The organism is Metabacillus sp. 22489 (assembly GCF_052044855.1).
GTDB lineage: Bacteria > Bacillota > Bacilli > Bacillales > Bacillaceae > Metabacillus > Metabacillus niabensis.
The window spans coordinates 137453-162587 of sequence record NZ_JBQENT010000003.1; the positions used below are offsets into that span (position 1 = coordinate 137453).

A 25135-nucleotide genomic window follows, 5' to 3' on the forward strand; every position below is an offset into this window, starting at 1 on the left:
AGTTTCACCCCTATCTACAATCTATTTGCGACAATTTGTCGCTCTATACGTTCAAGCTTTCCGCTTATACTTCCATCATATATACGATTACCGATACGTAGCTTTACGCCACCGATTAGGTTTTTGTCGACTATATTTTGCAAGCGCAATGATACCTTACCGATTTTCTTGGCAAATGAAGATGAGATTGATGATAATTCAACATCTGTAAGTGGACGAACAGAGTATACAATCGCATCCTCTGTACCACGCGCTTCGTTTGCACTTTGAACGAAAGCATCTACTACCTCTGTAACGAGGTTTGTACGATGACGGTCAACTAGTATTAATAAAGTATTTACAACATGCTGTGACAGCGATTGAAATGCTTCAGTTACAATTGACTTTTTCGCCTCTTTAGAAAATTTCGGATGGTTTAGTACATTTAAAAGCTCCTTATTCGAAGAAAATACTTCTTTAACAACGAGTAATTCACTTTCAGTTTTTTCAATCGTGTTTTGTTCTTTTGCAAGTTGAAAAAGAGCTAATGCATAACGGTTCGCAACGATTTCTTTGCTCATCGACCTTCGCCTACCTCATTGATGTAGTCGTTAATCAATTTTTCTTGCTCTCTTTCATCCAACTCTTTTTCGATTACTTTCGATGCAATTAAGACAGATAGAGAAGCAACCTGCTCACGTAACGCTGCAACAGCTTGTTCTTTTTCACGTTCGATTTCTTTCAATGCTGATTCTTTTAAACGGCCAGCTTCAGCACGAGCAGCTTGGATAATATCTTCCTTTTGTTGCTCACCAAGCTTTTTCGCATTTTCTACTAATGTTTGAGCTTCAACACGTGCTTGCTTTAACATTTCACGTTGCTCTTCTACTAGTTTTTGTGCTTCTTTATTTCTTTCTTCAGAACTATTAATTTCATTGGCAATATGCTCTTCACGCTGCTTCATAATGTTCATTACAGGTCCAAATGCAAACTTTCCTAGTAATGCAAGAAGGATTAAGAACATTAAGAGCTGGAATACGATATCACCTGTGTTTAGGCCAGTTGATGCACCTAATACTAGATCAAAAGTTAACATAGCTCGGTTTCACTCCCTTCAAGAGTTCCATGATGGGTTATGATAATGACAGTAAACTGTTTTTTTCTAAGTTAAGCTCAACCTCTTTTTCATTTGAGGTTGATAGACTACCGACAAGTAAGGGCAGTTCATCTACTAGTACGAAAGCACAAGTAGAAACTTACTGCCCCTTATGTTTGTAATAAAGGAATGGCGAAGGTTCGGTTCGAATGATCTTCGCCATATAGAATATTTTATCTTTTTATTATTGACCCATAACGATAAACGCGATAACAACGGCGATAATAGGAATCGCCTCAACTAATGCAACCCCGATGAACATAACTGTTTGTAGAGCTCCACGAGCTTCAGGTTGACGTGCAATCCCCTCTACTGTACGAGATACGATAAGACCGTTACCAATACCAGCACCTAGTGCCGCTAAACCAATTGCAATTGCAGCTGCTAATAAACCCATTGTTAAATTTCCTCCTTTAAATGTATGAAAAATAGTATTTCATTTCTTAATAAGTGTTCAAATGTTTTGAACATATATTGATTAATGGTCATGACTCACTTTATGTGCCATATAAACCATCGTTAACATAGTAAAAATAAACGCTTGGATAGCACCAACAAAGATACTAAAACCTTGCCATGCTAACATCGGTATTGCAGCTACTAGCGAGCCGAGAATACCATTTCCTAAACTTTCAGCATAACCACTTGTACCTAGACCTACAAGTAAGCCTAATAAAATCTCACCTGCATAAATATTCCCGTAAAGACGAAGACCTAATGTTAATGTGTTTGCGAATTCTTCAATAATCTTAAGTGGGAACATAAAAGGCATTGGTCTGATAAAATCCTTACCATACTCAGAAACACCTTTCATCTTAATGCCATAGTAGTGTGTTAATGCTACTACTAAAATTGCTAGAGTTAAAGTGATGGCTGGATCTGCAGTTGGTGACTTCCACCATAGATCATGTCCAACTACAATTGCAAATGGTAGACCTAACATATTTGCTACGAATACATACATTAATAATGTCATGCCTAACGTTAAAAAACGCCCACCTGTTTGCCAATCCATTGTACTGCCGATAATATTCTTAACAAAATCGACAACCCATTCAATAAAATTCTGCATTCCCGTTGGTTTCATCGCTAATTTACGCGTAGCAAAAAAAGCGATTAAGAAAACGATTAAACTAGCAATCGTAATCATCAGTACATTTGATAAATTAAAAGTAAGACCTAAAAACTTTACCACAGGAGCTCCGTGATCCAATAGATTCACCTCTCTTCCCAGCTAAGCGCGTGAATGTTGAATAACATAATCTATCATAATAACGACATACATCGTCATTAATCCAATGATAACACTGTACAAATTAAAATAGTCAGGAAACTTAATAGCAAAAAAGACTGCAACACCTGCTGCGGCCATTCGTGACGTTGTTCCTAACGACCCCGCTTTTCTTCCTTCTTTTATGGCAAGGTCAAATTGACGATGCTTTCTTACCATAATCCACAAATTATACAGAGTAATGCTTGTTCCTAGAATGAGCCCTAGAAAGACAGACTGATATTCCGTAAAACCCCATCCTAATACATAGATGGCGAGTAGATAAAATATGTATTTACGATATCTGCGAAACATCAGATGCATATCAAACATGAAATGTTTATTCTCCTGAGAAATAGTGGTGGACTAATTTATACATGGCATAAATACCAGTAGCTAGTCCAAGCAGAAGGCCTACGACTAAAAACAATGGTTCCGTTTTAAAATGATGATCGAGCCATTTTCCGCCAAAAATCCCAATTAAAGTTGATCCAACCAACTGAGATAAGATAGCTGACATCAGCCCCATTGCATGCAAGGGGTGTCGTGGTTTTTGTCGCATATATATAAATCCTCGTTACTTGATTTATAAATGGTATAAGGGGTTAAAAAGGGTTTTGAAAAGGTTTTGTAAACCTTATCATTACACCCTCGTTTAGCATACAATAGCATAAAGGTCATGTCAATCCGTTTAAAGTTAAAATATTCACAATCTTACCGAACCATCACAAATTGTTCACATTTTTGCTAAAAAACCCCTTGACTTATTCAATCTCATTAATCATTCACTAAGTAAAATATTTGTTTCAATTACATCTTCCTTTCCATCCTTTTTCGCAAAAACTACAGCCTTATAGCTTTCTCGTTTTAACGATAGCTTTTCCTTCGTCACAACTTTTTCTACAATGCCTCGAGACACATTTTTTTGCCAGTCCAAAAATCCTATAAACGCTAATGTGTCCGGATCATAAAGAGCAATTCCCATCTCATCTGCCCCACCAGGTAAATACGTTTGGTACTTATATTCATGGGGACTGTCCCCATGTGTAAATTCAAAGCCCATTAAGCGCGGGTAGTTAGGTTCATCCACAACATAAATATACGGAAGACTTATTCTTTCTTTACCTGCATCAAGCTCGAGCCAATCTTCATGTATTCCTGCTTTTAAGCGGGTTGGCGTGATATCAAGGCTTATTTCTACTTGTTTTTTCTCACCTGGCTTTAGCTGGGTTGGCGTGGGCAGCTTCCATTGGATACCCATTTTCGCTTTTGGCATTTCGAATGATATCGTTTTCTTTTGTGTGGATTGATTATCTAATGTTAGTTTTACCGTTTTTTTCGTGCGCAAATCCTTCTTATTGTATTGCCCAAAAGTGAGTGAGCCAGGGTAGACTAGCACTTCTGCCTTAATAGCTTCTTTTATAGTTATCCGCCCACTGCCTTGCTCAGTTGGCTTCAGTCTATTCTTTTCCTTATTCATTAATCGTTTTGCTGTATTCATTAAAGAGGCTTTAATCTGTTCAGGGCTCCAGTCAGGATGGGCTTGTTTAATAAGAGCACATGCCCCTGCTACATGTGGCGCCGCCATGCTTGTACCATGAAGGGCTAAATATCCATGTGGAACCGTACTTGTAATGGCTACACCCGGTGCAACGACATCTGGCTTTATTGCCCATGTATTTGTCACAGGTCCTCTTGAGCTGAAGTTGGCTAGCTTGTCTTCTTCCTTTATATAGATCGTTTGTGCACGATCATGTTCCTTTAGCTCTCGCTTTATTCTGTCTCCTGCCTCTTTAGAAATAGAAACAACGGGAATGTCTAGTTCCATTTCTAATGCTCCTGCAAACGGCCCTTTTACATTATTCGCAATAATAACCGCCTTTGCACCAGCCTTTTTGGCTTTGATCGCCTTTTCGGTAAAGGTCATTTTTCCTCTATCAACAAGGACAACCTGTTTATGGACTGATTCCTTAAAGTCCTTCTCTTCTCCAAATCCTTTATAGACGATCGTTTCAGACCCTTTCAAATCCCAAGCATTGGCACCTTGCATCTCATTCATTCTAATTAAGTGCCTTGTACCATGTAGTTTTAGATAAGGCATTTGCAAAGGTGGGGATGATGCCCCTACTGAGATTGCCTTCTCAGACGTACCAGGTGAACCAACCGTCCAAACCTTCGGGCCAGAATTACCACTCGACGTAACCGCAACAATCCCTGACTCAACCGCCTTATTAAGAGCTAAGCTAGTAGGCCAATCAGGTCCATTAATCGTATTTCCTAGGGAAAGATTAATAATATCGACCTTTGCTTCAATCGCCTTTTCTATCGCTGCTATTACTTGCTCAGATGTTCCCATACCAGTCGGCCCCAACGCTCGATACGCAATAATTTCCGCCTCAGGAGCAACACCCTTTAGCTTTCCATTAGCCGCAATGACACCTGCTACATGTGTTCCATGCAACGTTTCACTACCTCTTATATCGCTTGCCTCCATCGGATCATCATCATTATCCACAAAATCGTATCCTCCACGGTAATTCCGTGATAGATCAGGATGATGATAATCAATCCCTGTATCGATGACAGCAATTTTCACACCTTTCCCTGTTAATCGATGATTCACCTGATCAAATAACCCTCTAACATCTTTACCACCAATAAACGGGACGCTTTCATCAATTTGAGCTTGAAAAGGAACGACAGGACTAGCGTGTACAACGGCATTTTCTTTTTTTAATTGTGTTAAAAGATTAGGAGGACCTTCTAAAGAAAATCCAGTGAAAACATGATTAAACGTTTGGCGGATTTTGATGCTTGGAAATGATTTTACTTTACGCTTAAAGGAAGTGACATTTTCTTTATCGACGACGAATAGCATTTGCTCTATTTTCGAATGCTCTTCAGTCGGGAGTGGCGGGCGTCCAGGATATGTAATCGCATGGACGTTGCTTGTAAAAAGCATGATTAGGAGAAAAAGGATTGAAGCTCTTGTTGTTAAGTTCATTCGTTCCACCTCACTCTTAGTTTGCTCCATTATGAAAAAATCATGTAGAGAGTGTAGTGTTACGTCTACTTTGCTCTATGAAAAAAGAGAACCTACAAATAGGTTCTCTTCAAAATTATTTCGTTCCAAATAATCGGTCACCAGCGTCTCCTAACCCAGGGACAATATAACCATGATCATTTAGCTTTTCATCTAAAGCTGCAATATAAATATCAACGTCAGGATGTGCTTCCTTCACAACCTCAACGCCTTCTGGCGCGGCGATTAAACACATAAATTTAATGTTTTTTCCACCGCGTTTTTTAAGACTATCAATCGCTTCTACTGCAGAGCCGCCAGTTGCTAGCATTGGATCAACGACAATTAATTCACGTTCTGCGATATCTGATGGAAGCTTTACATAGTATTCTACTGGTTGAAGTGTTTCAGGGTCACGATATAAACCGACATGTCCAACTTTTGCAGCAGGGATAAGCTTTAAAATACCGTCCACCATCCCAAGACCTGCACGTAAAATTGGAATAATTCCTAACTTTTTCCCAGAAAGAACTTTTGATTTTGCTGTTGTAACAGGTGTTTCTACATCAACCTCATCAAGAGGCAAATCTCTTGTAATTTCAAAGGCCATCAAGCTTGCTACTTCATCAACTAGCTCACGAAATTCTTTAGTTCCTGTATTCTTATCACGAATATATGTAAGTTTATGTTGAATTAATGGATGATCAAAAACGTATACCTTCCCCACCAAATCATCTCCTTTTCTTAAACACTTCAATAAATTTTACAGAAAATCGATAATAGTTTCAAGTTATATCAATGGATTTATACATTATTTTCAGGACTTAAACACTAGTGAGGGGATTTTTAGTTCCATTGCTCGCTTTATTATTTTGTTTATCAATGCAAAAAGGACGACAATTCACTTGTCGTCCTGTTATCTTTTCTTATAGATTACGATATAAAGGGAATTTGCTTGTTAAAGCTTCTACACGTTGCTTAGCTTCTGCTAATTTTGCTGCATCTTCATTGTTTTTAAGAGCAAACGCGATAATGCTACCGATTTCGTCCATTTCCTCTAAACCGAAGCCACGGCTTGTTACAGCTGCAGTACCAATACGAATTCCGCTTGTTACGAATGGGCTTTCTGTTTCAAAAGGAATTGTATTTTTGTTTACAGTGATTCCAATTTCATCAAGCACATGTTCAGCAACCTTACCAGTTAATTGAAGTGAACGAACATCTACTAATAATAAATGGTTATCAGTACCACCCGAAACAAGTGTTAAGCCTTCTGATTGTAATTTTTCTGCTAAACGCTTTGCATTATCAATGATGTTTTGAGCATACGTTTTGAAGCTATCTTGAAGTGCTTCACCGAATGAAACTGCCTTCGCAGCAATTACGTGCATTAGCGGGCCACCTTGAATACCAGGGAAGATCGATTTATCGATTTTCTTACCGAATTCTTCTTTACATAAAATCATACCGCCACGTGGTCCACGAAGTGTTTTATGTGTTGTAGTTGTAACAAAGTCTGCATATGGCACTGGATTTTCATGTAAGCCAGCAGCAACAAGTCCTGCAATGTGTGCCATATCGACCATGAAATACGCTCCTACTTCATCAGCAATTTCACGGAATCTCTTAAAGTCAATTGCTCTAGGATATGCACTAGCACCAGCAACGATTAATTTTGGTTTGTGTGTTCTTGCTTTTTCTAACACATCATCATAATTAATGCGATGTGTTACTTCGTCAACACCGTATTCAACAAAGTTGTATTGAACACCACTAAAGTTAACTGGGCTACCGTGAGTTAAGTGACCGCCGTGAGATAAGTTCATCCCTAAAACAGTATCACCATGCTCTAAAATCGTGAAATACACGCCCATGTTTGCTTGTGCTCCAGAGTGTGGCTGTACGTTAACATATTCTGCTCCAAAAATTTGCTTTGCACGTTCTCTTGCAATATCTTCGACAACATCAACATGCTCACAACCACCATAATAACGACGGCCAGGATATCCTTCTGCATATTTATTTGTAAGGACTGAACCTTGAGCTTCCATTACTGCTTCACTAACAAAGTTTTCTGATGCAATTAATTCAATTTTCGACTCTTGACGCTTACGCTCTAACTGAATCGCTTCAAAAATTTTCGCATCTTGTTCTGGTAAATGTTTCATTCTGAATCGTATCTCCCTTCATTTCAAACCTATAAGATAAATTACAACGTCTAATTCCATCTATATTGTACACGGTAATTAGCAAGAATGTAATAGATTTTCTAAAATATTTTCGTAAATCTTACTATTTTTCAAAAAACCGAACCTTAAAAACGAATATTATTCGCAAATAATGTTTTAATTATTCGTTTTATTACGATTTGAGTTCATCTTTGTTCAAAAGATTAATACACCTATTTTCGTTACTTTTTCTGACAATGTCAACTATAATGTTTGAAAATTCCGCAACTATTTTATTTAAATGCGAAATTGGAGTAAAGGTTGATTTCTTATTAATATATCCGTTTTTAGAAAAGAGCCTAGTATTTTTAACAAACGTTTAAAGAAGAACGAAAGCTACAAAAAAATGACCTCGGTTCAATTCCGAGGTCATTTGGTTAGCGGCACGTCTGATTATCAATGTCTAATTCATAAACCGCTCTAGAACCACCTATTAACTTTGGACGGGTTTTCGCCATTGTAACGTGGGCAGAACCAATTTGTTTGATTTTGCTTCGAAGTGGCACTGCGACATGCTTTAGATGCATGCCGATAAAAGTATCACCGATATCAATACCCGCATCTGCTTTTATAAACTCTACAACAGCTGGATGTTCCATGTGCTGATATGCATAGGTCGCCATTGAACCTCCTGCCTTTTTGACAGGAATGACCGTCACCTCGTCAAAGCCTTTTTCCTTTGCAACGGCTTTTTCAACTACTAACGCTCTGTTAAGATGTTCACAGCATTGAAAGGCAAGGTGCACACCTGTGCTTTGCTGAAACTGAGAAAGCAAGTGAAAAATCATTTTGGCTACGTCCTCAGAGCCTGCTGTACCTATCTTTTCTCCAATTACTTCACTCGTACTGCACCCAATGACAAGCAAATCGCCAGCCTCCAATTGGGCCTGGGCATGAAAATCCTCTAACAGCACCGATAAATTACGCTGCCAACCTTCGAGATTTGCCATTTGTTTTCCGCTTCCTTCTTATAAATGTTCGTTTTCGTATTCGCTGATTTTGCCTACACGTGTTGCATGACGCCCACCTTGAAATTCAGTTGTTAACCAAATTTTCGCGATCTCACGAGCAAGTCCTGGACCGATAACACGCTCACCCATTGAAAGAACATTCGTGTCATTATGCTCCCGTGTTGCTTTAGCACTGAATGTATCATGGACTAAGGCACAACGGATTCCTTTTACTTTATTCGCTGCAATACTCATTCCTATACCTGTCCCACAAATTAGAATTCCTCTATCTACTTCACCACTTACGACCATATTTGCAACAGGAATCGCATAATCTGGATAATCGACAGATGTTTCACATTCACAGCCCATATCTTTATATTCAATGTTCATTTCTTCTAATAATGCAATAATTTCTTTACGAATATTGATACCACCATGATCTGACGCAATTGCTACTTTCATTGTATCCTCCTAAAGAATTTTGACATTTAATCTCTATCCTTTTATTTTACCGCTTGGATATTGAATCGATCAATGTTTTTCCTTAGTTTGTCCGCACTTTCCGCAAGGCTTGCGCTTAAATCATTTAACTGCTCAATATGGTTTGTTTGGTCGACAATAGCAGATGCGACTTCTTGAGCACCTGCTGACGTCTCCTCAGCAATTGCCGCCACTTCCTCTGATTGTGCACCAGTCGTTTGTAGAGAATTCATTTGTTGTTGGACAAGTCCGCTAATTTGCGAAACAGCTTTAGCAACTTCCATAATAGATTGACTCGTTTCTTCAAGCATTTTACCAGACGTTTGGCCATTGTGTGCTTGTGCCTTTGCGGTTTCTACTTGTTCTCCGATTTGACCAACTACATTTTGAACCTCTTGCTGTATATTTTCAATTAGCCCTGTAATCCCTTGAACTGCTTTTGCACTCTCATCAGCAAGCTTTCTTACTTCCTCTGCCACGACAGCAAATCCTTTACCATGCTCACCTGCTCTCGCTGCTTCAATAGATGCGTTTAATGCTAATAAATTTGTTTGATTGGCAATATCGCCAACTAACGAAACAATTGTTGAAACCTCATTCGCATGTTCCTCTAAGCGACGTACCGCTGTCATCGATGCTTCATTCTCTTCTGCTAATTTTTGTATCCCTGAAATTAAGGAATCATACACCTGCTTACTTTCTGAAAGAGATGAAACCATTTCATTGGACATTTTTTCAGAAGAGGCTGCTTTGTTTTCTACTTGTGTTGCAAATTCAATAATATCCTCTACCGCTGAGGCTGTCTCTTGAATTGAACTAGCAGATTGATCAGCACCGCGTGAAATTTCTTGAACAGTTGTCGAAATTGCTTCCGCCTGCTTTGCAGCATTACTTGAAGCGACTGCCATTTTTTTCACCTGCTCATTTGTTTCCTGAAAATTGTCCTCAATGCTTTGCACCATACTTCTCATATTTTGTTGCATTTGATTGAACGCAAGTGTTAAGCCTTTAATTTCATCATCGCTTTTCGGTACTGGAACATCCTCATGAATATCACCATCTGCTGCTCTATATGCTGCAGTTTCAAGTCTGTGTAAGGCTCTTGTTATAAAGCCTGCACCAAAGTATGTGAGAATCCCTGACCAAATAATCCCCAATATTAAAGTAATTAATGTAAAAACTTCTTCATCAATAATATTGTCAGCAAAATTGACTAGATAATAGATAAAAAACGCACTAGTTGAATAGGTTATTAACGCCAATACTGTTGTAAACACGACAAGCTTCAGTCTAAGACTAAACTTATATTTTTTTCTGCTTTTCATCCTTGTTTCTCCTCTTCAACATTTTTCTAACTTTCAAGTTGTTCTATCAATTTTGAAATGTACTTTTCTAAATCCTCTAATGTTTGCTTGTAAGTAGATAACGAGCCTCCAAACGGGTCGGTAATGTCTTTATTCCCCATTCCTTTCTCACCAACATATTCTGCAAGTGTGAACGTTTTGCGCCCCGCGTCTGGATAATAATCGATCACTGATTGTTTATGACTATTCGTCATCGTTAAAATAATCGTTGCCCATTCAACTAGTTCAGGGCTTAAACTTGAAGATTGATGCTCGCACGCAATACCCTTTTCACGTAGCGCCTCAATCGCATTGGGGGATGCGTTATTCCCATCCATAGCAAAAACTCCCGCTGATTTCACCTCAATTTGTTCAGATGTTTTCAGATGCTTCAATAATGCCTCTGCCATTGGACTTCTACACGTATTTCCTGTACAAACAAATAGTACTTTAGTCATACAAAAACACTCCCTTTTATCATTATAATGGAAATATTATTAAGAAAATAGTCAAGTTTTGAAATTTTTATATAATTCTTTATACCTAGTTCTAACCCTTCCACGGAAAGGGTAGTTATCTACATTATTCCTGAATACATAACCTCATGACAAGAAATCAAAAGCTTCTATCCTCTATTATTTAACATAGGATACTTTCACAGTTTAAAACAGAGGAATCAAAATCACAATTATTGAATTTTTCTCATTAGCTGTTCTCGTATTCTTTTTATTCAATTCGTTTTCATTGTATGTACTTTACTCAATTGTAAGGGGAATTCATCAAGGACATACACTTCCTTTGTAGAAATTGTTATCTTCTTATTCTATTCAGCTAAAAAACATAACAAAAGGCAATGATGCGAGAACACCATTGCCTCTATCTTCTATTTTACTTTTTAACAATTAAAATACGTATATATACGGGTCTGATGGAGCTTCTATTTTTTCAAGCTTGCCGATTTCAATTAAAGGAATGTCTCGGTCATTTTTGTTTGTTTTATTAATGACTCCCGTTACCTTTACCCATTCATCATTTTTCAAATCTTTTGCTGCTTCCCCTGTTGCCATCGTTCCCATTACCTGAAGGTCAGCTACACAGCATGAAACTGTAAATCTAGAAATCGACATTTCATCCTGGGCAAAATCAGGTTCACGATAAACGAAGCCAACAATTTCAATTTCTTTCCCTACAAACTTATCTAAATTAGTTTCAATATACTTTGTTATTTTTGAGTATTCAGCATCGGTTACTGTAATTTTATCACTATTCAGCAAGCCTTCTAAATACATTTCATCAACACTCTTCGCTTCTGGGCTACTCGTTTCAGCCGTCGTCGTTTTCGTTTCATTGCTTGCTGTCTGTGCTGATTCAACCTGTGTATTCGCAGTACCAAAATTTATACCACGATTTTTAATGACGGAACTATCTAACACTACTTCAGGAAACATAAACCCTGTTAAAACAGGAAAGAGAAATAGAGAATATACAAATAAGGATTTCACTGGTGATCTCTTCCCTGTATGATCAAGCCCACAATCGCAATAAATGTCTAATTCCTTCTTTGAATCACTTCGCCAAATTTGGAGAATCCCTAATATCAAAAACGTCCCCGCTGCAAAATAGACGAATGGGAGCATTTTAGGGGCAATGAAGTTTGTAATATCACCTGAAATAATTAATTTAAATAATAGTAAAGTGAAGCCTACTAAAATAATGCCTCGAATATATTTTTGAAAGCCTAAGTCATTCGTTTGATCCATCTGCTTTCCTCCGTTCTTCTTTTTATTTTCTTAAATAAACTGTTGATAGATGATAACGCCAAAATAGACGATAGCTGTAACAATGATAATGAAGCAAAGAACAAATTTCGTCCGGAAATAGGCAAATAATAGTATCGTATTTTTCATATCTAGCATCGGACCATAAACGAGGAATGCTAGCAGAGCACCCGGTGCAAATGTCGTACCAAACGATGCTGCAACAAAGGCGTCTGCCTCTGAGCATAGTGACAGAACAAATGCAAAGCCCATCATCACAAGCGGTGAGCTAAATTCATTTGATCCTAAGGATAAAAGCACCTCTCGATTTAAGAAGGTTTGGAATAAGCTAGCGATAAATGCACCTAGAATCAAGTATTTCCCCATATCAAAAAACTCATCACTAGCGTGGTAAAAGGTCGCCTTCCATTTATTTACTTGCAATGTTGTTTCTTGCTTTTGCGCTTCATTACCTACTAGTTCTTCTGAAGTTAGCTTTAATTGATTACTATTTTTAAAAAATAAATAGATGACAAGTCCTATAATCATTGATAATACGAATGCTAAGCCCATGCGCCCGACTAAAATAGATGGATTAGACTGAAAAGCAAAGTATGTTGATGCTGCAACGACAGGATTTAAAATCGGCGCACATGCTAAAAAGACAAATGCAACATGAAGAGGCATTCCTTTTTTAATTAGCCTTCTGACAACAGGGACAATTGCACATTCACAAACAGGAAAAATCGCCCCGAGTAAAGCAGCAGGAATAACGGCAATGACTGCATTTTTCGGTATATACTTTTTAACTGTTTCTTCCGACACAAAGATTTGAATAAGTGAAGAGACAAAAACACCTAGTAAAATAAACGGAATTGCTTCAATAACAATACTTAAAAATATTGTATTCAAATTTAACCATTGCTGAGGGATCGAAAATTCAGACTGAAATTGCTTATAGTCCCAAAAAATAAAAAAGTAGATAAATAGTGCAACTAAAACGAGACCAATTATCTCCTTCGATTGCTTCAGCATTGTTGTTTTCATAATAAAAACCCCTTTATCCAAGTTTCATTACAATTTTTTCATCTCTAGTAAACATTCATCATTGGGATATATCTTGTTAAGAGAGTGAGTGGATGAGGATATGGATAAAGAGTAGAAGGTTTTTACAATAAAACCTTCTACTCTCCCCTTATTTACTTCGCTTTTTCAAATAAATCAAAAATGATTTTTGCTTGGTCCGTATTGTCTAGTAACCCTTTAAAACGTGAGCTTTCTGGTCCATACGCATAGACAGGAACTTCTTCACCGGTATGTCCACCTGTTGTCCAGCCTGTTACAGAATGCTCATTGACAATGGCCTCAATCGCATTATCAATTTCTGTACCATTGTTTGCAGCTGCTGCATCTTTAACTGCCTGAATTTCTTCAGCTGTTATTTGGCTGTAGAAGTCTGCATCAATGTATTTTTTCATAATTGCCTCAACATCTGCCTCTGCACCTGTCGCAAAGATTTCTGCTGAAATATAATCAGGAGTTTTGTTAAATGCTTTGATTGGTCCTACATGGAAATTATAATCACCATTAGCAACCGCCTTCGTATTCGCTCCTAAAGTTAATCCTCCAGTTGCGTGGTCAGCTGTCGTTACAACTAATGTTTCACCATCCTGCTCAGCAAAGTCGATCGCCATTTTAAATGCACGTTCGAATTCTGCCATTTCGCTCATTGTTGCAACGATATCATTGTCATGCTCAGCCCAGTCGATTTGACTTCCTTCGATCATTAAGAAGAAGCCATCTTCATCTTGACTTAAACGATCAAGAGCTGCCTTAGTCATGTCTTCTAAAGAAGGAATTGTTTCATCACGGTCAATCGCCTTTGGCAACCCACCATTTGCAAACAATCCTAAAATCTGTCCATTTGTATCATTTAATAATTCTTCTTTATTTGTAACAAAGCTATAGCCATCATTTACAAATTCTTCTGCTAGGTTACGATTATCCTTCTTACGTCCTGCCTCAGGAATAAAGTTTGAAGCTCCGCCACCTAGAAGGACATCAATTTTATGCTCGCCATTAATTAACTCATCATAATAATCATCTGCTAAAGCATCCATATTTTTACGACTCTCATCATGGGCACCATATGATGCAGGTGTAGCATGAGTGATTTCAGATGTGGCAACTAACCCTGTTGCTTTTCCGTTCTCTTTCGCTTGTTCTAGAACCGTTTTGTAAATCTTCTTGTCGTTATCCATACCGATTGCATTGTTATATGTTTTATATCCTGAAGACATCGCTGTAGCAGCAGATGCTGAATCGGTAATATTTTGCGATGGATCATCTGGATATGTTGTTTGCATACCTACTAAATATTTATCAAACTCCGAACCTTCCATTTCTTTTGTTGAAGGATCATCGATCATATAGCGGTGCGCAGCTATTGTTGAAGGTCCCATCCCGTCACCAATAAGGAAGATGACGTTTTTTACTTTAGATGCAGATTCATCCTCAGCCTTTGCTGAATCCTGGTTCAGACCCGCAAAGCTACCAACAACGACTGTAGATAACACAGCAGCTGTGACAAGCTTCTTCGTAATCGCTCGATTAAAGACCATTGGTTTACCTCCTGTTTATTTACTTATAAAAAATGAATAAGGGATTTTAGGAACGCAATCGTACGCGCGTCCCCGCATTTCTATTAAAGTAACATTCTATTAAGCATTCATTTTTGCTTTCTTTCTTTGGTAAAGAACAAAGCCCCCACCTGCAATAAGAATGATGAACCCTACTATTAATAGGTTATAAACATTTGTTGCTGTTTTCGGTAAGTTGAATCCATTATTATCGGTATCTACACTTGGCTTATCAGAGACATTACTTGGATCCTTTGTACCGTCACTTGGTTTATCTGTGCCGTTACCTGGGTCTTTTGTGTCATTGCCTTTGTTATCTGTGCCAGGATCTTGATTATCTGCTCCTGGGTCTGGCGTTTCCGTGCCTGGATCTGGTTTATCTGTACCCGGGTCTGGGTTTTCCGTACCTGGATCTGGGTTATTTGTGCCCGGGTCTGGATTTTCCATACCTGGATCTGGTTTATCTGTACCCGGATCTGGATTTTCTGTGCCTGGGTCTGGGTTATTTGTGCCCGGGTCTGGGTTTTCCGTACCTGGATCTGGATTTTCTGTCCCCGGATCTTCGGTTACTGGAATTTTATTTTCTTCTAATAATGCAAAGATAATTTTTGCTTGTTCTGTATTGTCAATTAATCCTGCAAAACGTTCTTTTTGTGGGCCATATGCATAAACAGGAACATCTTCACCAGTATGACCACCTGTCGTCCATCCTGTTACAGAATGCTCATTAACAATCGCTTCAATTGCATTATCGATTTCTGTTAAATTATTTGTTTGGACTGCATCTTTGACAGCTTGAATTTCTTCCGCTGAAATTTGGCTATAAAAATTAGCATCAATATATTTCTTCATAATTGCTTCTACATCAGCATTTGGACCAGCAGCGAAAATTTCTGCCGCAATATAATCAGGTGTTTTGCTGAAGGCTTTGATTGGCCCTACATGGAAGTTATAATCTCCATTTGGAGTAGCCTTTGTGTTTGCGCCTAGTGATAATCCACCTGTTGCATGGTCAGCTGTTGTTACAACTAATGTGTGACCGTCTTGTTCAGCAAAATCAATTGCTGCTTTAAACGCCTTTTCAAAATCATCCATTTCACTCATTGTGCCAACAATATCATTATCATGCTCAGCCCAGTCGATTTGACTTCCCTCTACCATTAAGAAAAAGCCCTGTTCATCACTGCTTAATTTATCAATAGCTACTTTTGTCATATCCTCTAAAGAAGGAATGCTGTCTGGTCGGTCGATCATTTTAGGAAGACCACCTGTTGCAAATAACCCTAAAACTTGCTCATTTTCGTCAGCTAGTAATTCTTCTTTTGTCGTCACATAGCTATACCCATCTTTTTGAAATTCTTCGACAAGGTTGCGATTATCGATTTTGCGACCGTCTTCTGGAATAAAATTGCTAGAGCCGCCACCAAGTAATACATCAATTTTATGATTGCCATTAATTAATTCATCGTAATAGTCGTTAGCAATCGCATCCATGTTTTTACGACTTTCATCATGGGCACCATATGATGCAGGTGTTGCATGTGTAATTTCAGAGGTTGCAACAAGACCTGTCGCCTTTCCGTCCTCTTTCGCTTGCTCTAGAACTGTTTCGTATGGATTTTTATTAGGGTCCATCCCAATAGCATTGTTGTATGTTTTGATACCAGATGCCATAGCAGTAGCTGCTGATGCTGAATCTGTAATATTCTGTGCTGGGTCATCAGGATATGTTGTTTGCATACCGACTAAGTGTTTATCAAATTCCGTTAATTCCATTTCTTTTGTCGAAGGATCATCCTTCATATAACGATGTGCTGCAATCGGGGAAGGCCCCATCCCATCACCAATTAAAAAAATGACGTTTTTTATTTCAGGTGTCTCTTCAGTATTCGCCTTTGCCGATTCTTGTCTTAATCCTGCAAAGCTTCCAATGACTAAAGTAGACAAAACGCCAAAGGTGACTAGTTTTTTTGATAATCCACGTTTCACTACCACTACATTTCCTCCTTTGAATATATTTTTCCCATACAAATACAATGGTAGTTTTATATTGTTAAGCTACCTTTTTCGTATTTTGTAGATTTCGTTAAGATTTTGTAAATTTTCGAAAAGAATATTGTCGAAGCGCGAAGGAAGAAATATGATAGAAAGGATCTAGTCGTAATGCTTCCTATTTGAGGTAAAACAAAAACGATATTTTCTAGCTACAGAAAAGAACGGGGGTACTTTTATGAGTCAAGTAACCGATGTTTATATCATTAGTGGGTTTTTAGGTAGCGGAAAAACTACTGTATTAAAGAGATTAGTAGAGGATAGTCAGCTTAAAGGAAAAAAGGTTGGCATTATCTTAAATGAACTCGGTGATACAAATGTCGAATCACATCTTTTTAAGACAGAAAAAATGGTTGAATTATTAAATGGCTGCATTTGTTGCTCGATGCAGGAGGATTTAAAATTAACGCTTAACCAATTTATTGACAACTCTGTTGATATTTTGCTCATAGAAGGAACAGGTGTTGCCAATCCATCTGAAATCGTCGAGGCGATAACAGCCCCTGTTTATATTGATCATTTTGCAATCCGCTCCATCATTAGCTTAGTTGATGCGAGTCAATATCTTGAATATCAAAGTATCTTTTCAAGCTCAAAGGAAATTCGAACGCTATTAAAGGAACAAATCAACTGCGCTTCACTCATTGTATTGAATAAAACCGATTTAGTAACAGAGAAAAAACTAGAAAAGATTCTTGCCTCCATACGTAAAACAACTAGTGTCGAAACGCCAATTATAAAATCAACATTTGGTGATGTAGCAATAAACGAGTTGCTGCTATCTAGAGTGCAGACATTAGAGCTTACGAAAGAAGCTGAGCAGCCAACATGTAGCTGTCATTCAGATGATTGTAATCATAAGCACGATCATCAACATGCAACGCTAAAAGCAGTGAAATTAACAGACGTCCCTAAGTTTACTAAAAAGGAATTTGAAGCATGGCTTAAACAACTTCCTAACGATGTTATTAGAGGAAAGGGAATCATTACGTTTAACGATGGTGCGACTGCCTACTCTTTTCAATATTCCTCAGGGCGCCTTTACGTTGAAGAAGTTGAGACATCACAGCCCTCCATCATTATTTTGATAGGCGATCGTCTCGATAGTGAGCGTATTAAAGAGTCATATGAGCTTCTATTACAAAATAAATAATTTAAAGCAAAAAGCCGAGTCTCTTTGATTCATGAATAGAGACCCGGCTTTTTCTTGTCATCATAAGTAATGCAGTCATTCTATACACAGGAACGCCAGCGATATGGTGACTCTCGGAATTGCTGCAATAGATTATCTCAAGAGGCAATGGAGAGCTCCGAACTACCCGTAATTTCAGAGCTAGTTAAAAGGAAAAAAGTAATTTTATGCCAAAAGCAAATAAAATACTGCCTCCAAGAGCTTCACTATATGAGCCAATCCATGATTGAACCCTTTTGCCAATAAGCAGTCCAAACCATGTTAAAATCATACTAATGATTCCAAAAATAGCAACTGTTAAAATCGTTTTTGCCCCATAGATTCCTAAGCTTAAACCAACTGAAAAGCTATCTAAGCTCACGCTAAGGGCAAACACGATGAGCCCCATTCCTACAGGTGTTATTAACGGCTTTTCTTCCTTACTAAATGACGCAAATATCATTTGCGCTCCGAGTAATATTAATAATCCACCGCCAAGCAATGTTGCAATCGTTCCAAAGGTATCACTTAATAGCCTTCCAATTACCATTCCAACTAATGGCATTACTATATGAAATACACCGATTGTGACACCGATGTAAAAGATTTGTTTCATTCTAAGTCTAATTAAGCCCATCCCAAGGCCTACAGAAAATGCGTCCATGCCAAGTGCCAATGCCATAATTATTAATGTAAAAAGTTCATTTATCACCGTTTCTAAACTCATCTTTACCCTCCTCGGACACGCCTAGTTAACTTTATGCACGTCCGATTCGAATTAGAACTTTTAAGGGGTAGACCGCTCTATTTATTCCTTAATAGCTGATGATACCTATGGTGTCAGATATATTTTTTGATTGTGTCTAAAAACATTACGATGATTTGTTATTCACTTGAATTTTTAATTTATAGGATGGGCATGGATGGAGGCACTAAGTGTGTCAGCGGAAAACTTACAAGTGGAGGGAGCAGGAGGCCCTATTTTACCTGCCATTATCAATTCATTAAAAAAATCCCAAGGCTATCTTTGAATAGCTTGGGACATTCATTCTTTATTCTTCTACTACACGGTTACCCGCTGCCTTAAGCAGGCGATTCATGATCGCTTCTCCAACTCCTGACTTCGGAAAGCTTTCACTGATGATAATATCGATATCCGTTTCGTCAAATGTTCTTAACGTATCATAAAGATCTGTTGCGACCGTACGTAAATCATCTCTGCTTCCACAGGCGATGACTTTATCTGCTTGAAGATAGGGGATTCCTTCACTTGTTGTTAGTACACCTACAGATTTTCCTGCTTCCTTATATTCATTTACTAGCTTTTGAATAAATGAATAATTTCCGTTTGCTATAATGACGGGCGCATTTGGTGAATAGTGTGTATATTTCATTCCGGGTGACTTCGGTGCATGTCCCTCTTCAACAAGCGCCTTGTCAACGGATACTTCACCAACTATCTTTTCAAGTTGCTCCTTTGTTATTCCACCTGGGCGTAAAATTGCCGGGATGTTTGTTGTACAATCTAATACTGTTGATTCAACGCCAACACCTGTTGGGCCCCCGTCAACAATTCCACCAATTTTCCCGTTTAAATCATGATATACATGTGAGGCAAGGGTTGGACTAGGTTTTCCTGAACGATTTGCACTAGGTGCTGCAATTGGAACATTTGCCTCCTTAATTAAAGCAAGGGCGAGCTGATGATCAGGCATTCTTACGCCTACTGTATTAAGTCCAGCTGTGACGAGTTTCGATAACCTCTCACCTTTTTTGGGTAATATAAACGTTAACGGACCTGGCCAAAATTCATCGATCAGTTTATACACATAGTCAGGAATATTTGTCACGATATCATCCAGACTTTTTTTCGAAGCAATATGGACGATTAACGGGTTATCGGCTGGTCTCCCCTTTGCTGCAAAAATCTTTTGGACCGCTTCATCTGAATAAGCGTTAGCACCTAATCCGTAAACGGTCTCTGTCGGAAAGGCGACTACTTCATTTTCTGTTAATAATTTTGCTGCTTGTGAAATATGTGAATAACTAGTGGATAAGTTTTCCGAGTCATCCACAGTCCATATTTTTGTATTCATTTACTCTAACTCCCTTTTCACCGTTCAATTCTATTACTAATCATAGCATATTCGTCCTTGTAGTATATAAAATGAACGACATGAAAACAAGCCTTATCCACATTTTGTGGATAAGGCTGTGGTTATTGTGGAAAACTATGTGGATATATCCACATTATGTGGATTTTACCATTATTTTTGCATTTGTGTCATTTGCTGATTCCTTCATATGCTGTAAAGCCATTAATTTTGAGGGGATTTTCTCCTGGTCAATTTCATCAAAGCCCATTAATGATAAAAATTGGACAGATGCTTCTTTGTTTGTGACTAAATACAGATCTTTTAATCCTTTTTGTTCAGCAAGTGATTGAATGCTTTGAAAAAGAGTTAAGATGTGGGCTTGCTTCAGCTTGTCCGATACGACAAGTGAACGTAATAACCCTGTGTCCTCCATTGGTTCAATCCCGATACAGGCGACAATCTCTCGCTCCTCATTTTCCATTATGACAAAATAATCTATTAAACGTTCAAATCCCTCTGAACTGACCCCAGCCATATCAACAAACGCTACAAGCCTATTTAAATCCTTCTCTTTTGCAACCTTTAACTGATAAAACATACTCTCACCTCATAATTTGTTATTTCTACTTCAACTCTATGAGGCAAAAACTAGATTTATTCTATTTTTTTGGGGACTGTCCCCAATTAAGCGCTTTACAGATTATTTTACTAGTGAAAACGTTGTGTTGATAGGATCTTTTAAGGGTGGGGACTGTCCCCACCCTTTTTTTATTTCTATGAAAACAAGCCTTGGAACCATTCTACTAAGAAGAATTTTACTTCTACTTCCTCTTCTTTTTCTTCTTCCTCATCAACGACTAGTACTGCTAATTTTTCATCCGTTTTTTCTTTGTCATTTGTATTGCTATCTTCTGGTTCTGCGGCTTGAACTGCTTCACTATTCGAGAAGTCTAAGAAGCATAGCGGTGGAAATAATACACACCACCAATTAGCACCCTTTGCCTCACCAAGACTAATTAAAATCGCTTCATATTCACCTGCTGGATAGATGAAATTTCCATAGAGCTTTGTTGGAAAGCTAACATTATCAAAATCTACTGAGTACGACTGCTGTTTATTTTCCTCATCAAGAACACGCTCAACAATATTTTCAATTTCTGGTAATCTTGATTGAATTAATTTTCTCGCTTCTTCTACTGAAGTTAGCTTGGCAACCCATTGCGTGATTTCTTTATTTACCTCATCACGGATTTTTCTTTTCAACGCTTGATCCTCATCAGAATCACTATTCGCTAGAATCCGTAAACGAATCGCCTCTTCCGGAATAACGACAGGCTCCTCAGCACTTGTTGTGCTTGCTGCTACCGGCTCTTTATAGACATTTGCAACAGCCCCAATAAATAATAGAAATATATATATAAATGCAAGTTTTTGTTTTTTCATCATCTCTCTCCTCCCTTGGTAAACAGTATGGACAGAGAGAGAGATTCCTAAACTAGTTTTTCAAAAATAGTTTGCTAGTTTTTTTGGGGACTGTCCCCAAAAAGGGGCACAGACTAAATCTATTAGCGAACAAACCCTTGTCCTAGGGGGATTTGTGTGAAGTGGGGACTGTCCCCCATTTTGAGTGTTAATCTCATAAAATCATGTTTTAAGCTTGGTTGGGGGACTGTCCCCCAACCAAAAGTTGTCCCCCAACCAATTATTTTGCTGCGAAGACCATGCGTTCTTTTCCGTTGATGTCGGAGATAATTTCAATTTTAGCTGTTGGGAGGGTTTGTTCGATTAGTTGTTTTACATCTTGGCCTTGTCCTGTTCCGATTTCAAAGGCAATTAGTGCTTTTTCGTTGAGTAGAGGCACCATGTCTTTGATAAGCCTTCTGTAAAAGTTTAATCCGTCCTTTCCACCAGCTAGGGCTCGGATTGGTTCGTGGTCTTTGACAATTGTTGATAGTGTCTCAATATCAGCGTCAGGTATATATGGTGGGTTTGATACGAGAATATCCACTTTCTTAAGATTATTTTGACTTGATATCGGTTCAAGTAAATCACCGTGAAGCCATTGGACGTTTGCCCCGAGCTCAAGCGCATTTTTTTCTGCGATTTGTAATGATTCTTGTGCGATATCAATTGCTCGTACATGATATCTTGGATTTTCGAGAGCTAGCGTAATGGCAATTGCACCACTTCCTGTCCCAACGTCTACAACTTCTAACGGTTCATCCCCATCAAAATACTGATTTGTTCGCTGTAAAATTCCTTCTACAAGCTCTTCTGTTTCAGGACGGGGAATAAGCACCTCTTCATTTACGTAAAAACGTCGTCCATAAAATTCCTCATAGCCAATCAAATACTGTACAGGTATTCCTGAAGCATGCTTCATAACATCAGACTTAAAGGCTTCAAGCTGCTCATCTGAGAGGACCAGTCTCAAATTTGCAAGCATCGATGCCCGACTCATTTGTAAATGATGCTTGAGCAATAGCTCAGCCGCATTTTCATCTCTTCCCGCTTCCTTTAAAAAAGAAGAAGCCCAGTTCAGGGCTTCGAATACATATTTCATCTATTTTTAATCTTGCGCAGCTTGAAGACGGCTTGATTGATCCTCAACGATTAATGCATCAATCACTTCATCAAGCTTTCCTTCTAAAATTTGGTCTAACTTTTGAATCGTTAAACCAATACGATGGTCCGTTACACGGTTTTGCGGGAAGTTATACGTTCTAATCCGTTCAGAGCGATCACCTGTACCAACCGCTAGCTTACGGTTTTGGTCATACTCTGCTTGTGCTTCTTGTTGAAATTTATCATAAACACGGGCACGAAGAACCTTCATAGCCTTTTCTTTATTTTTAATTTGTGATTTTTCGTCCTGACAGGAAACAACTGTCCCTGTTGGGATATGTGTTAAACGGACAGCAGACATTGTTGTATTAACACTTTGTCCACCTGGTCCACTTGATGCAAACGTATCAACACGAATATCCTTTTCATGAATCTCAACCTCTACCTCTTCTGCCTCAGGGAGAACTGCAACTGTTGCGGTTGATGTATGAATACGTCCGCCTGATTCTGTTTCAGGAACACGTTGAACACGGTGGGCACCATTTTCAAATTTTAATTTTGAATAGGCTCCCTTTCCATTAATCATAAAGATAATTTCCTTATATCCGCCCGTACCTGTCGCATTTACTTCCATTACATCAATTTTCCAGCCTTGTGTTTCAGCATAACGGGTGTACATACGATATAAGTTTGCGGCAAATAATGCAGCCTCTTCACCACCTGCTGCACCACGGATTTCCATAATAACGTTTTTATCGTCATTCGGATCCTTTGGAACTAGAAGCAGTTTTAAGCGATTTGTTAGTTCCTCTTCCCGTTCTTCTAGTTCAGAAAGCTCTTCCTTTGCCATTTCTCGCATTTCAGCATCGAGCTTCTCCTCAAGCATTGATTTCGTGTCAGCTATCTGCTCACGAACCTCTTTATATTCACGATAAGCCTCAACTGTTTCTTGTAAATCTGATTGTTCTTTAGAATATTCACGTAGCTTTTTTGAATCACTGATAATATCCGGATCCATTAAAAGCTGATTTAGTTTTTCATAACGGTCTTCAACCGATTGTAAACGATCTAACATACATGTTCACCTCAATTTTCATGCATAACGTTTTAATTATAGTATAGGTCAGATAAAGCGTCAAAAGCAAATTGACATCCAGATACAGTCAGAGGAAAATTTTGATGGTAAACTATGATTATATGAATGCACTTATAGGAAAAGAGGTAGAAAGATGAATCTAAACAAAATCCATCATATTGCGATTATTTGCTCAAACTATGAGATATCTAAAGCGTTTTATACAGAAATACTTGGGCTTCGTATCCTTAATGAGGTTTACCGTGAGGAGCGACATTCCTATAAATTAGACTTAATGGTGAATGATGTTTATCAAATCGAACTATTTTCATTCCCAAATCCACCTAAGCGACCTACACAGCCTGAAGCTGTTGGCTTACGACATCTTGCCTTTGAAGTTTCAGCAATTGAAGAGGCTGTTAAAGAGCTTGCAAGTAAAGGTGTTGAAGTAGAACCGATTCGAATTGACCCACTTACAGATAAGAAATTCACCTTCTTCCAGGATCCTGATGGGCTTCCTATCGAGCTATACGAAGCTTAAGCAAACATCGACAGGCTGTATTCATATTATGTAAAACTTCCACTTTCTTTGCCGAATATAAACTTGTTTTGTCTAACGTGAAGGGAACTAGCTATAAGAATAGAAAAGGTACATATACAGGTTGCTAATTCTGGGACGAAGGAATAGTCAATGGAATTCGAAGGAGAAATACTTTTCCTTCATAACTACTCAATTTCAGGGAGGAATACGGATGAATACAGCTACTGTCGTAAAAGAGCTCGGGGTTTCAAGACGGACATTAATGAGATGGGTAAATCAGTTGGACATGCAATTAGAAAAAAATGAGCTTGGCCATTATCAATTTACGGAAGAGGATGTCAAGCGATTAAAGCAGGTTCAGCAGCAGACTGCTTCAACAGAAAATCAGCCATCTACTCAAAAACCTATCAAAACCGAACAACGAACAGGTACTGCAAAAATTACTCCAACTTATGACTCTTCCAAAATGAAAGTATTAAATGACCGGATCGATGAGCTAGAGAGAAAAATAAGAAGTAAAGCTGATGATGTTGTATCATACCAAGTTCTTCAGCATCGTAAAGAGATGGAGGAATTACTAGCAAAAATTTCGTCTTTAGAAGAGAAGGTTGCTGAGCTTGAACAAAACCAACAAAAACGTGAGCATGTAAAAGATAATGTTTTAGTTTTCGATCAATCTCCTGCACCTAAAAAGACGAAGCGGAAAAACTTAATCAGTTCGATTTTTAGTTTTTAATAGGGTAAGCAAATCTTATTCTTTGAAGTCATTAATCTCACAGTAAGCTAGACATTTAAGATGTTGATTATA

26 protein-coding genes and 1 pseudogene are annotated in these 25135 nt (G+C 38.2%); 3 read left to right on the plus strand and 24 right to left on the minus strand.

The annotated features are described in order from the left end of the window. Nucleotides 1–14: 14 nt before the first annotated feature. From ACTJJ9_RS02995 to ACTJJ9_RS03080, 18 genes and pseudogenes are all read right to left on the minus strand, one after another. The gene (locus tag ACTJJ9_RS02995) at nucleotides 15–560 is read right to left on the minus strand and encodes a F0F1 ATP synthase subunit delta (protein WP_095301540.1); all 546 of its coding nucleotides are present in this window, start codon (nucleotides 558–560) and stop codon (nucleotides 15–17) included. Next, nucleotides 557–1075: a F0F1 ATP synthase subunit B gene (gene atpF, locus ACTJJ9_RS03000; RefSeq protein ID WP_095301539.1), complete on the minus strand. Its 519-nt coding sequence runs from the start codon at nucleotides 1073–1075 to the stop codon at nucleotides 557–559. The genes ACTJJ9_RS02995 and atpF overlap by 4 nt, the downstream gene beginning before the upstream one ends. Nucleotides 1076–1319: 244 nt before the next feature. Continuing rightward, nucleotides 1320–1532, minus strand: coding sequence for a F0F1 ATP synthase subunit C (gene atpE / locus ACTJJ9_RS03005; RefSeq protein ID WP_095301538.1), 213 nt, complete (start codon nucleotides 1530–1532; stop codon nucleotides 1320–1322). A gap of 81 nt (nucleotides 1533–1613) precedes the next feature. Continuing rightward, a complete protein-coding gene (gene atpB, locus ACTJJ9_RS03010) occupies nucleotides 1614–2348 on the minus strand; it encodes a F0F1 ATP synthase subunit A (RefSeq protein ID WP_095301537.1) in 735 nt (244 codons plus the stop codon). A gap of 21 nt (nucleotides 2349–2369) precedes the next feature. Continuing rightward, a complete protein-coding gene (locus ACTJJ9_RS03015) occupies nucleotides 2370–2738 on the minus strand; it encodes an ATP synthase subunit I (RefSeq protein WP_095301536.1) in 369 nt (122 codons plus the stop codon). Nucleotides 2739–2745: 7 nt separating this feature from the next. Next, on the minus strand, nucleotides 2746–2967 hold the full coding sequence (locus ACTJJ9_RS03020; protein WP_095301535.1) for an AtpZ/AtpI family protein: 222 nt from the start codon (nucleotides 2965–2967) through the stop codon (nucleotides 2746–2748). 219 nt (nucleotides 2968–3186) lie between these two features. After that, entirely contained in the window at nucleotides 3187–5409 is a 2223-nt protein-coding gene (locus ACTJJ9_RS03025; protein ID WP_440768440.1) for a S8 family serine peptidase, read from the minus strand. 115 nt (nucleotides 5410–5524) lie between these two features. Next, entirely contained in the window at nucleotides 5525–6154 is a 630-nt protein-coding gene (gene upp / locus ACTJJ9_RS03030) for a uracil phosphoribosyltransferase (protein WP_095301784.1), read from the minus strand. Between the two features lie 199 nt (nucleotides 6155–6353). After that, complete coding sequence (gene glyA / locus ACTJJ9_RS03035; RefSeq protein ID WP_095301783.1) at nucleotides 6354–7595, minus strand: serine hydroxymethyltransferase; 1242 nt, start codon at nucleotides 7593–7595, stop codon at nucleotides 6354–6356. A gap of 437 nt (nucleotides 7596–8032) precedes the next feature. Beyond that, on the minus strand, nucleotides 8033–8605 hold the full coding sequence (locus ACTJJ9_RS03040; RefSeq protein WP_145580192.1) for a TIGR01440 family protein: 573 nt from the start codon (nucleotides 8603–8605) through the stop codon (nucleotides 8033–8035). Nucleotides 8606–8623: 18 nt separating this feature from the next. After that, nucleotides 8624–9070: a ribose 5-phosphate isomerase B gene (rpiB, locus tag ACTJJ9_RS03045; protein ID WP_095301781.1), complete on the minus strand. Its 447-nt coding sequence runs from the start codon at nucleotides 9068–9070 to the stop codon at nucleotides 8624–8626. A 41-nt stretch (nucleotides 9071–9111) separates the two neighbouring features. Further along, nucleotides 9112–10413, minus strand: coding sequence for a methyl-accepting chemotaxis protein (locus ACTJJ9_RS03050; protein WP_145580191.1), 1302 nt, complete (start codon nucleotides 10411–10413; stop codon nucleotides 9112–9114). Nucleotides 10414–10439: 26 nt separating this feature from the next. Then, the gene (locus ACTJJ9_RS03055) at nucleotides 10440–10889 is read right to left on the minus strand and encodes a low molecular weight protein arginine phosphatase (RefSeq protein ID WP_145580190.1); all 450 of its coding nucleotides are present in this window, start codon (nucleotides 10887–10889) and stop codon (nucleotides 10440–10442) included. Nucleotides 10890–11333: 444 nt separating this feature from the next. Beyond that, on the minus strand, nucleotides 11334–12191 hold the full coding sequence (locus tag ACTJJ9_RS03060; RefSeq protein WP_145580189.1) for a TIGR03943 family putative permease subunit: 858 nt from the start codon (nucleotides 12189–12191) through the stop codon (nucleotides 11334–11336). A gap of 30 nt (nucleotides 12192–12221) precedes the next feature. Next, entirely contained in the window at nucleotides 12222–13235 is a 1014-nt protein-coding gene (locus ACTJJ9_RS03065) for a permease (protein ID WP_255451751.1), read from the minus strand. A 152-nt stretch (nucleotides 13236–13387) separates the two neighbouring features. Next, a complete protein-coding gene (locus ACTJJ9_RS03070; protein WP_145580188.1) occupies nucleotides 13388–14809 on the minus strand; it encodes an alkaline phosphatase in 1422 nt (473 codons plus the stop codon). 99 nt (nucleotides 14810–14908) lie between these two features. Beyond that, nucleotides 14909–15274, minus strand: coding sequence for an LPXTG cell wall anchor domain-containing protein (locus ACTJJ9_RS03075; RefSeq protein WP_255451759.1), 366 nt, complete (start codon nucleotides 15272–15274; stop codon nucleotides 14909–14911). A 129-nt stretch (nucleotides 15275–15403) separates the two neighbouring features. Beyond that, a pseudogene (locus ACTJJ9_RS03080) lies at nucleotides 15404–16816 on the minus strand (alkaline phosphatase); the annotation flags it as partial. Nucleotides 16817–17057: 241 nt separating this feature from the next. On the opposite strand from ACTJJ9_RS03080, the gene ACTJJ9_RS03085 reads away from it, so the two are divergent. After that, nucleotides 17058–18032, plus strand: a complete 975-nt coding sequence (locus ACTJJ9_RS03085; RefSeq protein ID WP_145580186.1) for a CobW family GTP-binding protein — start codon at nucleotides 17058–17060, stop codon at nucleotides 18030–18032. 184 nt (nucleotides 18033–18216) lie between these two features. Here ACTJJ9_RS03085 and ACTJJ9_RS03090 read toward each other — a convergent pair whose 3' ends face one another. The 6 genes from ACTJJ9_RS03090 to prfA form a co-directional block, all read right to left on the minus strand. Further along, on the minus strand, nucleotides 18217–18777 hold the full coding sequence (locus tag ACTJJ9_RS03090; protein ID WP_095301774.1) for a manganese efflux pump MntP: 561 nt from the start codon (nucleotides 18775–18777) through the stop codon (nucleotides 18217–18219). Between the two features lie 325 nt (nucleotides 18778–19102). Then, entirely contained in the window at nucleotides 19103–20146 is a 1044-nt protein-coding gene (locus ACTJJ9_RS03095; protein WP_145580185.1) for an L-threonylcarbamoyladenylate synthase, read from the minus strand. 154 nt (nucleotides 20147–20300) lie between these two features. Beyond that, complete coding sequence (locus ACTJJ9_RS03100) at nucleotides 20301–20744, minus strand: hypothetical protein (RefSeq protein WP_145580184.1); 444 nt, start codon at nucleotides 20742–20744, stop codon at nucleotides 20301–20303. 176 nt (nucleotides 20745–20920) lie between these two features. Continuing rightward, on the minus strand, nucleotides 20921–21589 hold the full coding sequence (gene spoIIR, locus ACTJJ9_RS03105) for a stage II sporulation protein R (protein WP_145580183.1): 669 nt from the start codon (nucleotides 21587–21589) through the stop codon (nucleotides 20921–20923). A gap of 259 nt (nucleotides 21590–21848) precedes the next feature. Then, the gene (gene prmC, locus ACTJJ9_RS03110) at nucleotides 21849–22709 is read right to left on the minus strand and encodes a peptide chain release factor N(5)-glutamine methyltransferase (RefSeq protein ID WP_145580182.1); all 861 of its coding nucleotides are present in this window, start codon (nucleotides 22707–22709) and stop codon (nucleotides 21849–21851) included. A 6-nt stretch (nucleotides 22710–22715) separates the two neighbouring features. Then, entirely contained in the window at nucleotides 22716–23786 is a 1071-nt protein-coding gene (gene prfA, locus ACTJJ9_RS03115) for a peptide chain release factor 1 (RefSeq protein WP_145580181.1), read from the minus strand. Nucleotides 23787–23940: 154 nt separating this feature from the next. On the opposite strand from prfA, the gene gloA2 reads away from it, so the two are divergent. Then, on the plus strand, nucleotides 23941–24327 hold the full coding sequence (gene gloA2, locus ACTJJ9_RS03120) for an SMU1112c/YaeR family gloxylase I-like metalloprotein (RefSeq protein ID WP_145580180.1): 387 nt from the start codon (nucleotides 23941–23943) through the stop codon (nucleotides 24325–24327). 211 nt (nucleotides 24328–24538) lie between these two features. After that, on the plus strand, nucleotides 24539–25063 hold the full coding sequence (locus ACTJJ9_RS03125) for a MerR family transcriptional regulator (RefSeq protein ID WP_145580179.1): 525 nt from the start codon (nucleotides 24539–24541) through the stop codon (nucleotides 25061–25063). The last annotated feature ends 72 nt before the right edge of the window (nucleotides 25064–25135 follow it).

Bases quoted from the DNA above. Each gene is read 5' to 3' on its own strand.
- ACTJJ9_RS02995 (WP_095301540.1), bottom strand. From the start codon at position 560: ATGAGCAAAGAAATCGTTGCGAACCGTTATGCATTAGCTCTTTTTCAA.
- atpF (WP_095301539.1), bottom strand. From the start codon at position 1,075: ATGTTAACTTTTGATCTAGTATTAGGTGCATCAACTGGCCTAAACACA.
- atpE (WP_095301538.1), bottom strand. From the start codon at position 1,532: ATGGGTTTATTAGCAGCTGCAATTGCAATTGGTTTAGCGGCACTAGGT.
- ACTJJ9_RS03015 (WP_095301536.1), bottom strand. From the start codon at position 2,738: ATGTTTGATATGCATCTGATGTTTCGCAGATATCGTAAATACATATTT.
- ACTJJ9_RS03020 (WP_095301535.1), bottom strand. From the start codon at position 2,967: ATGCGACAAAAACCACGACACCCCTTGCATGCAATGGGGCTGATGTCA.
- ACTJJ9_RS03025 (WP_440768440.1), bottom strand. From the start codon at position 5,409: ATGAACTTAACAACAAGAGCTTCAATCCTTTTTCTCCTAATCATGCTT.
- glyA (WP_095301783.1), bottom strand. From the start codon at position 7,595: ATGAAACATTTACCAGAACAAGATGCGAAAATTTTTGAAGCGATTCAG.
- ACTJJ9_RS03040 (WP_145580192.1), bottom strand. From the start codon at position 8,605: ATGGCAAATCTCGAAGGTTGGCAGCGTAATTTATCGGTGCTGTTAGAG.
- rpiB (WP_095301781.1), bottom strand. From the start codon at position 9,070: ATGAAAGTAGCAATTGCGTCAGATCATGGTGGTATCAATATTCGTAAA.
- ACTJJ9_RS03050 (WP_145580191.1), bottom strand. From the start codon at position 10,413: ATGAAAAGCAGAAAAAAATATAAGTTTAGTCTTAGACTGAAGCTTGTC.
- ACTJJ9_RS03055 (WP_145580190.1), bottom strand. From the start codon at position 10,889: ATGACTAAAGTACTATTTGTTTGTACAGGAAATACGTGTAGAAGTCCA.
- ACTJJ9_RS03060 (WP_145580189.1), bottom strand. From the start codon at position 12,191: ATGGATCAAACGAATGACTTAGGCTTTCAAAAATATATTCGAGGCATT.
- ACTJJ9_RS03065 (WP_255451751.1), bottom strand. From the start codon at position 13,235: ATGAAAACAACAATGCTGAAGCAATCGAAGGAGATAATTGGTCTCGTT.
- ACTJJ9_RS03070 (WP_145580188.1), bottom strand. From the start codon at position 14,809: ATGGTCTTTAATCGAGCGATTACGAAGAAGCTTGTCACAGCTGCTGTG.
- ACTJJ9_RS03075 (WP_255451759.1), bottom strand. From the start codon at position 15,274: ATGGAAAATCCAGACCCGGGCACAAATAACCCAGATCCAGGTACGGAA.
- ACTJJ9_RS03085 (WP_145580186.1), top strand. From the start codon at position 17,058: ATGAGTCAAGTAACCGATGTTTATATCATTAGTGGGTTTTTAGGTAGC.
- ACTJJ9_RS03090 (WP_095301774.1), bottom strand. From the start codon at position 18,777: ATGAGTTTAGAAACGGTGATAAATGAACTTTTTACATTAATAATTATG.
- ACTJJ9_RS03095 (WP_145580185.1), bottom strand. From the start codon at position 20,146: ATGAATACAAAAATATGGACTGTGGATGACTCGGAAAACTTATCCACT.
- ACTJJ9_RS03100 (WP_145580184.1), bottom strand. From the start codon at position 20,744: ATGTTTTATCAGTTAAAGGTTGCAAAAGAGAAGGATTTAAATAGGCTT.
- spoIIR (WP_145580183.1), bottom strand. From the start codon at position 21,589: ATGAAAAAACAAAAACTTGCATTTATATATATATTTCTATTATTTATT.
- prmC (WP_145580182.1), bottom strand. From the start codon at position 22,709: ATGAAATATGTATTCGAAGCCCTGAACTGGGCTTCTTCTTTTTTAAAG.
- prfA (WP_145580181.1), bottom strand. From the start codon at position 23,786: ATGTTAGATCGTTTACAATCGGTTGAAGACCGTTATGAAAAACTAAAT.
- gloA2 (WP_145580180.1), top strand. From the start codon at position 23,941: ATGAATCTAAACAAAATCCATCATATTGCGATTATTTGCTCAAACTAT.
- ACTJJ9_RS03125 (WP_145580179.1), top strand. From the start codon at position 24,539: ATGAATACAGCTACTGTCGTAAAAGAGCTCGGGGTTTCAAGACGGACA.